Annotated in this window: 14 protein-coding genes; 9 read left to right on the top strand and 5 right to left on the bottom strand. The window is 68.5% G+C overall.

From position 1 onward, the window contains the following. Positions 1-87: 87 nt before the first annotated feature. Both ABZX92_RS42455 and ABZX92_RS42450 read right to left on the bottom strand, forming a co-directional pair. A complete protein-coding gene (locus ABZX92_RS42455) occupies positions 88-960 on the bottom strand; it encodes an SDR family NAD(P)-dependent oxidoreductase (protein WP_355571272.1) in 873 nt (290 codons plus the stop codon). Beyond that, positions 960-1,685 (bottom strand): SDR family oxidoreductase, encoded by a 726-nt coding sequence (locus ABZX92_RS42450; protein WP_355571270.1) that lies wholly within the window; start codon positions 1,683-1,685, stop codon positions 960-962. Before ABZX92_RS42450 ends, ABZX92_RS42455 begins: the two co-directional genes overlap by 1 nt. A 94-nt stretch (positions 1,686-1,779) precedes the next feature. Here ABZX92_RS42450 and ABZX92_RS42445 point away from each other — a divergent pair, with 94 nt between their 5' ends. Further along, the gene (locus ABZX92_RS42445) at positions 1,780-2,451 is read left to right on the top strand and encodes a helix-turn-helix domain-containing protein (RefSeq protein WP_355571268.1); all 672 of its coding nucleotides are present in this window, start codon (positions 1,780-1,782) and stop codon (positions 2,449-2,451) included. Here the strand turns inward: ABZX92_RS42445 and ABZX92_RS42440 are convergent, their stop codons facing one another. Continuing rightward, positions 2,452-3,138 (bottom strand): NPP1 family protein, encoded by a 687-nt coding sequence (locus tag ABZX92_RS42440; protein WP_355571276.1) that lies wholly within the window; start codon positions 3,136-3,138, stop codon positions 2,452-2,454. It lies immediately after the preceding gene. Between the two features lie 377 nt (positions 3,139-3,515). On the opposite strand from ABZX92_RS42440, the gene ABZX92_RS42435 reads away from it, so the two are divergent. The 5 genes from ABZX92_RS42435 (at position 3,516) to ABZX92_RS42415 (ending at position 7,717) form a co-directional block, all read left to right on the top strand. Beyond that, positions 3,516-3,857, top strand: coding sequence for a hypothetical protein (locus ABZX92_RS42435; protein WP_355571266.1), 342 nt, complete (start codon positions 3,516-3,518; stop codon positions 3,855-3,857). Between the two features lie 161 nt (positions 3,858-4,018). Beyond that, positions 4,019-5,464 (top strand): argininosuccinate synthase, encoded by a 1,446-nt coding sequence (argG, locus tag ABZX92_RS42430; protein ID WP_355571265.1) that lies wholly within the window; start codon positions 4,019-4,021, stop codon positions 5,462-5,464. Positions 5,465-5,524: 60 nt separating this feature from the next. After that, positions 5,525-6,271 carry a hypothetical protein gene (locus ABZX92_RS42425; RefSeq protein WP_355571274.1) on the top strand — a complete coding sequence of 249 codons (747 nt, stop codon included), beginning with the start codon at positions 5,525-5,527 and terminating at the stop codon, positions 6,269-6,271. Further along, positions 6,271-6,891, top strand: a complete 621-nt coding sequence (locus ABZX92_RS42420; protein ID WP_355571263.1) for a hypothetical protein — start codon at positions 6,271-6,273, stop codon at positions 6,889-6,891. The genes ABZX92_RS42425 and ABZX92_RS42420 overlap by 1 nt, the downstream gene beginning before the upstream one ends. After that, on the top strand, positions 6,884-7,717 hold the full coding sequence (locus ABZX92_RS42415) for a phosphotransferase (protein ID WP_355571261.1): 834 nt from the start codon (positions 6,884-6,886) through the stop codon (positions 7,715-7,717). Before ABZX92_RS42420 ends, ABZX92_RS42415 begins: the two co-directional genes overlap by 8 nt. Here ABZX92_RS42415 and ABZX92_RS42410 read toward each other — a convergent pair. Beyond that, complete coding sequence (locus ABZX92_RS42410) at positions 7,668-8,879, bottom strand: MFS transporter (protein WP_355571259.1); 1,212 nt, start codon at positions 8,877-8,879, stop codon at positions 7,668-7,670. The genes ABZX92_RS42415 and ABZX92_RS42410 overlap by 50 nt on opposite strands. Before the next feature lie 82 nt (positions 8,880-8,961). Here ABZX92_RS42410 and ABZX92_RS42405 point away from each other — a divergent pair, with 82 nt between their 5' ends. After that, positions 8,962-9,870, top strand: coding sequence for a LysR family transcriptional regulator (locus ABZX92_RS42405; RefSeq protein WP_355571257.1), 909 nt, complete (start codon positions 8,962-8,964; stop codon positions 9,868-9,870). Here the strand turns inward: ABZX92_RS42405 and ABZX92_RS42400 are convergent. After that, positions 9,839-10,687: a LysR family transcriptional regulator gene (locus ABZX92_RS42400; protein WP_355571255.1), complete on the bottom strand. Its 849-nt coding sequence runs from the start codon at positions 10,685-10,687 to the stop codon at positions 9,839-9,841. The two genes, ABZX92_RS42405 and ABZX92_RS42400, sit on opposite strands and share 32 nt — an antisense overlap. 69 nt (positions 10,688-10,756) lie before the next feature. Between ABZX92_RS42400 and ABZX92_RS42395 the strand changes: the two genes are divergently transcribed. Together ABZX92_RS42395 and ABZX92_RS42390 are read left to right on the top strand one after the other, a co-directional pair. Beyond that, complete coding sequence (locus ABZX92_RS42395) at positions 10,757-11,617, top strand: EamA family transporter (protein ID WP_355571253.1); 861 nt, start codon at positions 10,757-10,759, stop codon at positions 11,615-11,617. A gap of 25 nt (positions 11,618-11,642) precedes the next feature. Continuing rightward, the gene (locus ABZX92_RS42390) at positions 11,643-12,902 is read left to right on the top strand and encodes a neutral/alkaline non-lysosomal ceramidase N-terminal domain-containing protein (RefSeq protein ID WP_355571252.1); all 1,260 of its coding nucleotides are present in this window, start codon (positions 11,643-11,645) and stop codon (positions 12,900-12,902) included. Positions 12,903-12,922 lie beyond the last annotated feature (20 nt).

Here is a 12,922-nt window from a genome sequence, read left to right as displayed (position 1 = left end):
AGCCATCAAGCCGATCGTGCACAAGCTAAAGGAGCGCGGTTTCCGGTTCGTCACCGTCTCCGCGCTCCTCAACCAAGCCTAGAAACCTCAGATCAGGTCGACCAGATCGACCCGGCGCAGCAGTTCGCTGCGGACCCGGTCGGCCACCGCGTTCACGACCTCGGCGCCGTCCGAAGACGGGTCGATGTGCACGCGGAACGGGGGCTTCTCGGCGCCGACCACGTCCACGATCGCGTCCGCCACCGCGCCGACGTCCGCCCACGACGGCTCCAGCTCGGCCAGCTTGCCGGCCACCTGCTCCATCAGGCCGGGGTAGAACTCCTCGTAGGCCTTCGCCGTGTCGGCGTCGGCGGGCGTGCCGCTGTGCGCGAAGTGGTTGGTGCCGTGGGTGAAGGCGCCCGGCACGACGATCGTCGTCTCGATGCCGAACCGCAGCAGTTCGGCGCGGTAGGAGACCGCGACCGCGTCCATCGCCGCCTTGGCCGCGAAGTACGGAGCCAGATACGGAGGAGTGCCGCCTCGCGTCGAGGAGGAACCCACCCACACGACGTGGCCGGAGTGCTGCGAGCGCAGGTGCGGCAGGGCGGCGCGGTTGACCCGTTGCGTGCCAAGGACGTTCACGTCGTAGAGAGCGGCGTACTGCTCCGGCGTGAAGGCCTCGGCCGGACCGGTGACCATGTGGCCGGCGTTGTGCACGACCACGTCAAGGCGGCCCTGCTCGGCGATGATCAACTCGATGGCCGCGTCAGCGGACTCCTGCGACTGCACGTCGAGTTCGACGGCGTGCACGTCCGCGTTGTTCTCCGCACCCCATGCGCCGAGCTCGGCAACGGCAGGTGCGTTGCGATCAGTGGTCGCACGCATGCCCGCGTAGACGGTGTGGCCCGCGCGGGCCAGCGCACGCACTGCCAGTGCTCCGAAACCGCTGGACGCCCCGGTGACGACGATGACCTTGCCCATCAGATGATGCCTCCGTTCGCACGAACAACCTGGCCGTTGATCCAGCGGGCGGGACCCGCGAGGAAGGAGATGACCTCGGCGATGTCCTCCGGCGAGCCGATGCGCTCGAGCGGGGCCTGCTTCGCGAGGTTGTCGATCGTCGCCTGGTCCTTGCCCTCCAGGAAGAGAGCGGTGGCCGTGGGGCCGGGGGCGACGGCGTTGACGGTGATGTCGCGGCCGCGCAGCTCGCGGGCCAGGACCAGGGTCAGCGCCTCGACGCCGCCCTTCGACATCGCGTAGGCGCCGTACTGCGGGAAGCGCAGGCCCACGACCGACGACGAGACGTTGATGATGGCGCCGCCGTCGCGCAGCTTCTTGGCCGCCTGCTGCGAGACGACGAACGTGCCGCGGGTGTTGGTGCGGATGATCTTGTCGAAGACCTCCAGGTCCATGTCCGCGACGGTGCCCAGCGGCATGATGCCCGCGGAGTTCACGACGACGTCCACGCCGCCGAACGTCTCGGCGGCAAGGTCGAAAGCGGCGCCCAGGGCGGCCTCGTCGGCCACGTCCGCCTGTGCGGCGATGGCCTGGCCACCCCTCGCCTTGATCTCCGCAACCGCCTTGTCGGCCTCGACCTTGTTGCCGGCGTAGACGATGACGACGGCCATGCCGTCCGCGGCGAGACGCTCGGCGGCTGCCCGTCCGATGCCCCTCGATCCGCCGGTGACGATCGCAACGCGAGTCATTTCGATGCTCCCTAGCTGGTGTTTCCGTCGCTAACACCAATAACGTAGCACTGATATCGAATCAACGCTACCCCTCATCTGTTATCGTCGTTACATGGACACGAGAGAGCGGTTGGTGAAGGCCGCGGCCGAGCTGCTGATCGAGGGCGGCAAGGAGGCTGTCTCCACGCGCGCGGTGGCAACGGCGGCAGGTGTGCAGGCGCCGACGCTGTACCGGCTGTTCGGCGACAAGGACGGCCTGCTGGACGCCGTCGCGGCCCACGGGTTCGCCGACTACCTCGCGACCAAGCACGCGATGGGCGCCAGCGACAACCCGGTCGACGACCTGCGTCGTGGCTGGGAGCTGCACATCGGGTTCGGCTTGGCGCGGCCCGCGTTCTACCTGCTGATGTACGGCGAGCCGCGCAAACGGGCGGCACGGCTGGAGGCGGACGCGATGCTCCGCGAGATCATCAGCCGCATCGCCGCGGTGGGCCGCTTGACCGTCCCGATCGACCAGGCCGCGCAGTTCGTGCACGCGGCGGGCATGGGCGTCGTGCTGTCGCTGATCGCGACGCCGGAGGAGGAACGCGATCTGGAGCTGATCACGTTCTCGCGGGAACAGGTGATCAGGGCGATCACGACGGAGGTGGCACCGGACGAGCCGACGGACATCCCGAGCCGCGCGATCGCGTTGAAGGTGGCACTGGACGAGGACCCGCCCCTGATGCTGTCTCCAGCGGAACGGGCCCTCCTGGCCGAGTGGCTTGATCGCGTGGCGAAGTAACTACGCGTTCGGGTCGAACGGGATCCCGGCCGGCTTGGCGATGCCCAGGTTGTAGTTGAACGCGCTGTCCTTGATCGCCAGCGACGCGCTGCCGAAGTTCGCGTTCACCAGGATGTCGCGCACCCCGGCCGGGAACCGGTCCCAGCTCACCAGGTCGGGGTACTGGTAGACCCCGTAGTGGTTCTCCGCCTGCTCGGTGAAGCCCGCGAGGCGGAAGCAGTGCGTGCTGGCGCCGTCCTTGTGGTAGATGATCTTCGCGTGGTTGCCTTCCCAGGCCACCTTGTCCCGCGAGTAGGTGCTGAACTTGCCGTGCGCTGACGTCGAGACGTACTGGGCCACGTCGTTCTGCACCCAGATCACCACGTGCTCGATGTCGTGGCGGTGGCCGCAGCAGTCCCAGCCCGGCACGGCCTGGTCCTTCTCGAAGTACAGGTCGTACAGGTAGGCGCACCAGCCGTTGTTGCACTTGGAGCGGCTGTAGGAGTTGGTGTTGTCCAGGTCGGACTGGTCGTGGCAGTTGCCGTTCAGCGCGCCCGAGTTCTTCAGGCCCGGCGCGATCTGCCCGGTCGGCGAGATCGCCGGGGTCGGGTAGCAGCCGTCACCGTCGTAGTCGAACGCCGGCTGCCACTTGCCGTCCTCGGCCGCGTAGTTGGCGGGGATGGCCTGGGGCGGGTCGGCGAGGGCGATCCCGGGGAACAGAGCGGTGATCAGCAGCGCGCCGGCCAGCGCGGGTAGGAGTTTCTTCTTCACCAGCGGCCTCGATTCCGGGGCAGGGGGAGCGGAGAGGCTTGCGAGGCAGAAGGTGGTACATGAACTACCTTCACGTCTAGGTAGTTCGCCAAATCTTTGCAGTCCGGGAAATTCACAACCCTGAAACGGAATCGATCCTGTCTCGCGGTCGCGCTCCCATCAGGCCAGGTGGGACCGCATCCGTTGCGCCGCAGCGACAAGATTCCGCAACGTCGGATCCATCTCGGCGCAACCGCATGTTCTGAGGCCGCGGCCGGGTTGATCCACAACCGTTCACCTGGGACGGGGCGGACCGCTTCGGTGATCAGCGAATGATGGAATCTTCGTTTGGCGCCAACGGGTCCCGCGAGGATCTTCTTCAGCGAGCTGGATCTCAACGGAACCCGCCCGGCCCGCCCGACGAGGTCTGGGCGCGGGTCACGCCGATCATCGACGCGTCCGCGCCCAAGGTGCTGGCGCTGCGGATGCGCGCCATGCTCGCGGCGATGTCGCACGCCCTGTACATGTTCACGCTCGGTGACATCTACGAGCGCCAGGAACAGGACCCGTACACCGGCGCGCACCTGTTCGCGGCCATCTCGGCGATGCGCGCTGACGAGCACGAGGGCGGCATCGAGCGCATGCGGCAGAAAGCGGACGAACTGGATCCGTCCTGAGGCAAGCGGTGGCCGGTATCGCGGTCGAGCGTGTGCAAGCGCGGGCTTGCCTGTTCATCGAGGTGGGCCGGGACGCCCTCCGGCGCAGGTCACGACGTTGAGGCGCAACTAACAGGCACCCCGGCGTGCATGCTCATACATCGTCGTGCATAATTCTTAACGTGTCCAAGGTGCTCACTTCACTTCCGGCCGGCGAACGCGTCGGCATCGCCTTCTCCGGTGGTCTCGACACCTCCGTCGCGGTCGCGTGGATGCGTGAGAAGGGCGCGGTGCCGTGCACGTACACCGCGGACATCGGTCAGTACGACGAGCCTGAGATCGACACGGTCCCTGGCCGCGCGGGCACGTACGGTGCCGAGATCGCGCGTCTGGTGGACTGCCGGTCGGCGCTCGTCGAGGAGGGGCTCGCCGCGCTCGCGTGCGGTGCGTTCCACATCCGTTCCGGTGGCCGCGCGTACTTCAACACGACCCCGCTCGGGCGCGCGGTCACGGGCACCATGCTCGTGCGCGCCATGCTCGACGACGACGTCCAGATCTGGGGCGACGGCTCGACCTACAAGGGCAACGACATCGAGCGGTTCTACCGCTACGGTCTGCTCGCGAATCCGTCGCTGCGCATCTACAAGCCGTGGCTCGACGCGGCGTTCGTGACCGAGCTCGGCGGCCGCAAGGAGATGTCCGAGTGGCTGCTGGAGCGTGACCTGCCGTACCGGTCGAGCGTCGAGAAGGCGTACTCCACCGACGCGAACATCTGGGGCGCGACGCACGAGGCCAAGTCGCTGGAACTGCTCAACGAGGGCATCGAGATCGTCGAGCCGATCATGGGCGTCAAGTTCTGGGACCCGTCCGTCGAGATCGCCACCGAGGACGTGACGATCGGCTTCGACCAGGGCCGCCCGGTCACGATCAACGGCAAGGAGTTCGGCAGCCCCGTCGACCTCGTGCTGGAGGCCAACGCGATCGGCGGCCGCCACGGTCTGGGCATGTCCGACCAGATCGAGAACCGGATCATCGAGGCCAAGAGCCGCGGCATCTACGAGGCGCCCGGCATGGCGTTGCTCTACATCGCCTACGACCGCCTCGTGAACGCGATCCACAACGAGGACACCGTCGCCCAGTACCACAACGAGGGTCGCAAGCTCGGCCGGCTGCTGTACGAGGGCCGCTGGCTCGACCCGCAGTCGCTGATGATCCGCGAGTCGCTGCAGCGCTGGATCGGCGCCGCGATCACCGGCGAGGTCACGCTGCGGCTGCGTCGGGGCGACGACTACTCGATCCTCGACACGTCCGGCCCTGCGTTCAGCTACCACCCGGACAAGCTGTCGATGGAGCGCACCGAGGACTCGGCGTTCGGCCCGGTCGACCGCATCGGCCAGCTGACCATGCGCAACCTCGACATCGCGGACTCCCGCGCCAAGCTGGAGCTCTTCGCGGGCCTCGGCATGGTCGGCAACCGCCAGTCCGCGCTCATCTCGGCCCAGCCCGAGTCGACCAAGCTGATCGGCGAGGTCCCGGACGGCGGCGCGGAGGTCATCGCCTCGCGCGGCACCGTCTCGGCCGCCGACGAGCTGCTCGACTCGGCCGCGATCGAGTCGGGAACGGACTGATTTGGCGGCTTCCGGCCCCTGACGAGGGGCCGGAAGCTAGCCTGATCCTTCGTGTCGATCATGGGGGAGTGGGCCCGGCCCGCTGTTCGTCTGCATCCGGTGCTGGGCTCGCCGGGGGTGACGGACAGCCACATCGGCGGCCCTCTGCTGTGGCCGGCCGACGAGCCGTGGCCGTGGTGCGACGGCAGCAAGCACGACGAGGGCCTCACCATCCTCCCGGCCGACAGCTTCGGCGTGCGGGTGGCTCTGATCAGCGCTGTGCAGCTCTACCGGCGCGACTTCCCCGAGCTGCCGTTCCCGGACGGCACCGATCTGCTCCAGGTCCTGTTGTGCCCGTTGGAACACTCCGACGAGGAGACCGACCACTTCGGGCCGTGCCTGAAGCTCTTCTGGCGTTCTGCCGCCGTGACGGACGTGCTCTCCGCTGCTCCTGAACCCGCGGTGTTCGAGCCCCAGTACCGGACCCGGCCGTGCGTGCTGCACCCGTGCCGGATCGTCGAGTACCCGATGGGCGACGAACAGCCCGTGGGCGCGGGGGACTGGCCACCGGTCGCGAACGGCAGCAAGCTCGGCGGCTGGGCGTTCTGGTGGCAGACCTCGCCTTTCGGCTTGGAATGCCCCTCGTGCGGAGCCGATCGCCGCCTTCTGCTAGCTCTTTACACCCACGAGGAACCCGAGAAGGAGCTCTGCTCCTGCGAGGTCGCCGAACGGGCGGTCGTCGGGTGGGAGTTCGGCCGGGAGGGCGCATTGAACGTGTTCGCGTGCACACAGGATGTCCAGCACCCGATCAAGCTGCACATCGACTGATGGCCGCCGAGGACGCACGGCCGGCCGTGCTGCTGAACCCGATCGAGGGTGACCCGACGGACGCCGACAGCCACATCGGAGGGCCTCTCCTGTGGCCGATCGACGACGAGTGGCCAACGTGTGACGCGGACGGCGAGCCGTTCGTCGGTGCTCTCCAGCTCTACCAGCGAGACTTTCCCGAGCTGCCCTTTCCCGCGGGCGCCGACGTGCTGCAGGTGCTCCTCTGCGCGCTCGACCACGGTGCCGGCGGTCCGGACGTGCGGCTGGTGTGGCGCGACTCGTCGTCGGTGGTCGAGCTGATCGAGGAGGAACCCGACCCCTCGCAGGTGGAGGAGCGGTACGTCCCGACGATCAACGTCTTCGAGCCGATCCGGTACACCGAGCACCCGGACAAGGTGTCGGGCGGTTCGAAGATCGGTGGGTGGACGCCGTGGTACGACTCCGGCCCGCTGGTGTTCTCCTGTCCGGAGTGCGGCTCGGTTCAGGTCCAGACGCTGTCGCTCGCGACGCATGAGCCGTCCGGTGACGACGTCGAGTGGGAGTTCGGGAACGAGGGCAACCTGAACGTCTTCCTGTGCGAGAAGGACGTTCGTCACCCGATCAAGGTGCACGTTGACTGAGATCAACGAGATCGCCCTGGCGATGGGGTTGCGGCCGGGCTCGGTGGTCGAGTCCGGCGGCGACTTCCTGGTGCTGCACGCTCACGACGCCGAGGGTGCCGAGTGGATCCTGCGGCAGCCCCGGCGCGAGTGGGCGTTGCGGCGCATGGGCCCGGAACGCGCGTTGCTCGACCTGGTCGCGGACCGGGTGCCGGTCCCGGTGCCGCGCTGGCTCCCCGAGCACCGGGACATCGCGATCTACCGGGCGCTCCCCGGCGAACGCGCGGACGAGCCGTCCGACGAGTACTTCGAGGACGTGGCACGGTTTCTCGCCGCCCTGCACGCCATCCCGCAGGAAGAGGCCGCGCGGACCGGCGTCGAGATGCGGCTGCCCGGCGAGATCCGGTCGACGATCGCCCGCAAGATCCACCGCGCCCGCACCGAGCTCTCGCTGTCCGACGAGCTGTGGCACTACTGGCAGTCGTGGCTCGACGACGACTCGACGTGGCCGCCGCGGTCGGTCGTCGCACACGCGGACATCTGCCCGGCCAACACGTTGGTGGACAACGGCAGGCTGTCGGGCGTGATCGACTGGACCGACTCGCTCTTCGGTGACCCTGCTTCGGACTTCCGCAGGCTCGTCAAGCAGTACGGCAGGCTCGACGAGCTGATCGAGGGGTACGAACGGCACGGCGGCGAGACCTGGCCCGGCATGCGGCGGCACGTCGAGGAACGCATCCGGATGGCCCCGATCGACTCCGGGCTCTACGGAGTCGACTCTGGCCAGGAGCGGTACGTCACGACCGCTTTGGAGCGGCTAGCAGTGCTACGCCCGCCAGCAGCATGAGCAGGACCGAGGCGAACCACGTCATGACGGTCGTCGGCGCGAGGTAGCGCGTGGCGAGGCCGATCGACAGCGACGGCACGCTGAGCCCGAGGTAGGCGATGAAGAACAGGCCTGCCAACGCTTCGCCGCGCCGCGCTGGTGCCGCCATCGCCGCGACGGCTCCGATGGCCGCCTTGAACTGCACGCCCGCGCCGACTCCGGCGATCGCGCCGCCGACCAGGAACAACGGGAAGCTCGTGGCGTACATGCCCGCCACGACGAGCAGGACCCCGACAGCTTGCGCGCCAAGGCCGAACGTGCGCAGAGCACCGACCCGCACGCCACCCGTCAGGGTCTGGGCCAGAGCCGCGCCACCGAACACGATGAACACGACCAGCCCGGCCAGCGTCCGTGACGGGTGGTGCAGCTCGCCCGCCACGAATCCCGGGGAAACCGACGTGAACACGCCGAAGACCGCGAACGCCGAGAACGCTGCCAGTCCAGCGGTCAGATAGCCCGCGCCGTGGTCGGCGCTGATCCGTTGTGGACGGTAGGAGACCTGTTGCCTGACCACGGTTTCCGGAGTCAGCGCCACCGCCACGATGCTCACCACGAGCAGCACGGCGAGCACGAGGTACGGGGTGCTCAGCGGCGATGACGAGTACTGGGCGAGCACGCCCGCGAGCAACGCGCCGACGCCGAGCCCGCCGATGTTCGCTGCCGTCGAGACGATTTCGAAGCGCTGTGCGGAGGCGCCGGGGCGGTGGCGCGCGTGGAGGTCGTGCAGGAACGCGGTGGCGGTCGCGGCGATCATGCCGACACCCAGTCCGTTGATCACCCGCGCGGTGATCAGCACCGGCAGCGAGGTGCTGCTGAGGAACAGCAGCGCGGACGCGACCTCCAGGCCCAGCGCTGGGATGAGGATCGTCTTGCGGCCCAGCCAGTCCGAGACGTGCCCGGCGAGCAGCAGGCTGATCACGACGCCGACCGCGAACGCCGCGAACACGACGGTGATCGCGAAGGTCGAGAAGCCCTCGCGTGCGACGTAGAGAGGGAACAGTGGCGACGGCACGGTCGAGTAGGCCATCGCGACCAGGAACGTGCCGGCGATGGTCCAGAAACCGATGCCGTGAGGTCTGCTGACCGGTCGCCGGCCAACCGCGGAGTCGAGGAGCAGGGACATACGACCACCCTGCGTGCCTGGATCCATCACGTCCAACGAAAGTTGGAGCTCGTGATCATCACTTTCTGAGATACTCGCTGGTGTGGACCTGCGTCAGCTCGAATACTTCGTCGCGATCGCGGAGGAGGGCACCTTCACCCGTGCCGCCGCTCGCGTGCACGTCGTGCAGTCCGCCGTCTCGGCCGCGATCAAGACCCTCGAACGCGAACTCGGCGCCACCCTGCTCGACCGCAACGCCAAACGCGTCCTGCTGACTGACGCGGGCGAGGCGCTGCTGCCCAGAGCGCGAGCCGTCCTGGACGCCGCCACCGAGGCGAAAGACGCGGTGGCGCAGGTGAAAGGCGGGCTCAGCGGCACGGTCAAGCTCGGCACGCTGACGTCGATGACCCTGATCGACCTGCCCGCGCTGCTCGGCGAGTTCCACCGCAGGCATCCGGGCGTGCTGGTCAGGACCAGCGCGGCCACGTCGGGTTCGCAGGGCCTCGTCGAACAGCTGCTGGACCGCCGGCTCGACCTCGCCTTCGCCTCACTGCCGGGCGAGGTGCCGAGCGGGATCGTCCTCGACGAGCTGGCCCACTCGGTCATGGATCTGGTCGTGCCCAACGACCATCCGCTGGCGCACAAGAAAGAAGTCCCCATCGGCGACCTCGCCGGACTGGACTTCATCGACTCACCGCTCGGCTACGGCAACCGGGCCGTGGCGGACCGGGCGTTCGCGCACGCGGCCGTGCCTCGCCGAGTCACCCTGGAGATGTCCGACATCTACACCGGAGTCGACTACGTCCGGCACGGCCTGGGCGTCGCGCTGCTGCCCAACTACATCCTCGGCGACGCGGACGGCGTGACCACGCTCAAGGTCACCGGTGCGGACCTCAGATGGCCGCTGGGCCTCGCCAGGCCCGCCGACCGCACGCCATCAGCCGCCTCCAGGGCGTTGATCGCGGTCGTGCACGAGATCTTCAGCCGCGATAAGCGGCGCACGCCAGCGTGACCAGGTCGTTCAGGTGCTGCGGGGGCTGGTCCTTCCACCACGCGAGCCACACCGGGATCGGCGGCGCGTCCTTCACCGCCCGGTAGGCCACGCCGGGCCGCGGGTTGAGGCTCGCGGTCGCCTCGGACGTCATCCCGACGGCCTGGCCCGCCGCGATCAACGTCAGCCACTCGTCGACGCCGTGCGTGTTGCGCACGACGGCAGGCGCGGCGCCGGGCTTCCACAGGTCCAAAGTGGTCGTTCCGGTCCGGTCGTCGACCGCGATCCCGTACCGCGAGAAGTCCGCCAGCGACAGCGAACGCTTGCGCGCCAACGGGTTGTCGGTCGCCACCACGCCGTAGCGCCGTTCGGTGCCGAGCAGCGCGGTCTCGAAGCGCGGGTCGTCGAGGGCCCGCCGCACCACCGCCACGTCGGCCATGCCCTCGGCGAGCCCGGCGGTCAGCGAGTTGGACTGCACGAACACCAGCGGCAGCCCGGGATGTGCTGCCGCCCAGGCCTTCTGGAGACGCCGGGTGTGCTTGCCCAAAGCCGACCACGCGTATCCGATCCGCAGCTCGGTCTGCGACTCGGCCGCGATCCGCTGCAGGTGAACCACTTCGTCCAGCACTCGTCGCGCGGCCGCGAGGACCTGGGTGCCCACGGTCGTCAGCGCGACGTGCCGGGTCGAGCGCAGCAACAACCGGACTCCCAGCGAAGCCTCCAGTGCCGCGATGGCACGGGACACCGACGCCTGGGTGAGGTCGAGCTCCCGCGCCGCGTCGGTGAACGTGCCCGCGTCCACCACCGCGACGAACGCCCTCAGCTGCCGCAGATCCATACGTTCAGCGTATAACCAGAACAGCTCATGCATTTCCCGTATCAACGACGAAACCGCAGGCTGTGCCTCATGAAGAGTCTCGGCGGATTCGCCACGATGACCGCGAGCGCGGCCAGCAGCCAGCTCGGTGCCGCGGTGGGGGCGCACGCGTTCGCCGCGATCGGCCCGGCCGGCGTCGTGGCGGTGCGCCAGTTCGTCGCGGCGGCGGTGCTACTGCCCGTAGCCCGGCCGAATCCGCGAAGATTCACCTGGGCGCAGTGGTGGCCGACGATCGCGCTCGGCCTGGTGTTCGCCACCATGAACCTCAGCCTCTACACGGCGGTCGACCGGATCGGTCTGGGGCTGGCCGTCACCCTGGAGGTCCTCGGCCCGCTCACGGTCGCGCTGGCCGGTTCGCGCACGAAGCTGGACTTCCTGTTCGTGCTGATCGCGGCCGTCGGCGTCTACGTGCTGGTGCTGCCCGGCCCGAGCAGCGACTACCTCGGCATCGGCGCCGGACTGCTCGCGGCGTCGTGCTGGGCTGCGTACATCCTGCTCAACCGTCTGGTGGGGCAACGACTCCCAGGCCTGCAAGCACCGGCGGCGGCCACCAGCGTGTCCGCGCTGCTGTACGTCCCGGTCGCGGTCTTCCTGATCGCGCAGGGCCACTTCAACGGCATGGCCGTGCTGTACGCCATCGGCGCGGGCGTGTTCTGCAGCGTCGTGCCGTACGCCGCCGACCTGATCGCGTTGCGGAGGGTGCCGCCGCGGTACTTCGGGCTGGCGTGCAGCGTCCACCCGGTGCTGGCCGCGCTGGCGGGTCTGCTCCTGCTGGGGGAGCGCCTCGACGTCCACCACTGGGCTGGAATCTTGCTCGTGGTCACCGCCAATGCACTCGCAGTGACTTGCACCAAGTGGTCTGGATCACCTACCGTTCAGTCCGAAATGTGAATCCCCTTCACTTAGTGGGGTGTCCATGCGGACTGCAGTCATGACGGTCGTTGCCGCCCTTGCCGGAGCTGCGCTGGTCAGCGGCCCGTTCGCGTGGGCTGAACCCGAGCCCTACCTCGTCGGCAGAGGGATCTCCGACGTCACCGGCCCGGCCGCCGAGAACGGCATGATGGGCTACTCCAAGTTCGACCAGAAGACGACGGGCATCGCCCAGCGGCTGCGGTCGCGGGCCTACGTCGTGGTCGACCGCGCCAACGGCAAGCGCGTCGCGTACGTCAACGCCGACCTCGCGATGATCTTCCGCGCGGTCCAGGAGGGCGTGCTCGCCAAGCTGCAGGCCAAGTACGGCAACACCTACACGCGCGAGAATCTGCTGCTGTCCGCCACGCACACCCACAGCGGGCCCGGCGGCCAGTCGCACAACCTCGCCTACAACCTCTCGATCCTCGGCATGCAGCCCCAGGCGCTGGCGGCTGTGGTCGACGGCATCACCGAGTCGGTCGTCGAGGCGCACGAGGACCTCAAGCCCGGCTCGATCAGCCTCGGCGTCGGCGAGCTGACGAACGCCTCGGTGAACCGGTCGCGCGTCGCGTTCGACCGCAACCCGGACAAGGCCGCGTTCCCGCAGGGCATCGACCCGCAGATGACCGTGCTGAAGTTCAAGCAGTCCGGCGACGACGTCGGCGCGATCAGCTGGTTCGCCACGCACAACACGTCGGTCACCAACGCCAACACGCTGATCAGCCCGGACAACAAGGGTTACGCGGCGTACCAGTGGGAGCACGACGACAAGGGCGTGCGGTACCTGGACAACACCGCGGGTTTCGTGGCGGCGTTCCCGAACACCAACGCCGGTGACATGTCGCCGAACCTCAACCTGAAGCCCGGTTCCGGCCCCACCGAGAACGAGTGGGAGAACACCCGGATCATCGGCGAGCGGCAGAACCGCAAGGCGCAGGAGATCTACAACGGCGCCACGGCTCCGGTCTCCGGTGGCGTCGACTACCGCCAGACGTTCGTGGACATGTCGGCCGTGCAGGTTGACGGTCGCTTCACTTCGGACGGCAAGTCGGGCACCACGTGCTCGGGAGTCGTCGGCGCGTCGACGATCGCGGGCAGCGTCGAGGACGGCCCGGCGATCCCCGGCTTCTCCGAGGGCATGCAGTCGCCGTGGAAGAAGCTGTTCGAGCCGTTGCAGATGGAGGTTCCGCAGTGGCTGCGGGACTGCCAGTTCCCCAAGGCCTCGCTTTCCGCAACCCCATCAGCACCTCGTCGTCCACAGTGACCAGGACATGGATGTAAGCC

The organism is Lentzea sp. NPDC006480, from assembly GCF_040611995.1.
Classification (GTDB): Bacteria; Actinomycetota; Actinomycetes; order Mycobacteriales; family Pseudonocardiaceae; genus Lentzea.
Note: the sequence above shows the minus strand (reverse complement) of the source record. Positions and strands in the feature narration are given on the sequence as shown.

Bases quoted from the DNA above. Each gene is read 5' to 3' on its own strand.
- ABZX92_RS42455 (WP_355571272.1), bottom strand. From the start codon at position 960: ATGGGCAAGGTCATCGTCGTCACCGGGGCGTCCAGCGGTTTCGGAGCA.
- ABZX92_RS42450 (WP_355571270.1), bottom strand. From the start codon at position 1,685: ATGACTCGCGTTGCGATCGTCACCGGCGGATCGAGGGGCATCGGACGG.
- ABZX92_RS42445 (WP_355571268.1), top strand. From the start codon at position 1,780: ATGGACACGAGAGAGCGGTTGGTGAAGGCCGCGGCCGAGCTGCTGATC.
- ABZX92_RS42435 (WP_355571266.1), top strand. From the start codon at position 3,516: ATGGAATCTTCGTTTGGCGCCAACGGGTCCCGCGAGGATCTTCTTCAG.
- ABZX92_RS42425 (WP_355571274.1), top strand. From the start codon at position 5,525: ATGGGGGAGTGGGCCCGGCCCGCTGTTCGTCTGCATCCGGTGCTGGGC.
- ABZX92_RS42420 (WP_355571263.1), top strand. From the start codon at position 6,271: ATGGCCGCCGAGGACGCACGGCCGGCCGTGCTGCTGAACCCGATCGAG.
- ABZX92_RS42410 (WP_355571259.1), bottom strand. From the start codon at position 8,879: ATGTCCCTGCTCCTCGACTCCGCGGTTGGCCGGCGACCGGTCAGCAGA.
- ABZX92_RS42400 (WP_355571255.1), bottom strand. From the start codon at position 10,687: ATGGATCTGCGGCAGCTGAGGGCGTTCGTCGCGGTGGTGGACGCGGGC.
- ABZX92_RS42395 (WP_355571253.1), top strand. From the start codon at position 10,757: ATGAAGAGTCTCGGCGGATTCGCCACGATGACCGCGAGCGCGGCCAGC.
- ABZX92_RS42390 (WP_355571252.1), top strand. From the start codon at position 11,643: ATGCGGACTGCAGTCATGACGGTCGTTGCCGCCCTTGCCGGAGCTGCG.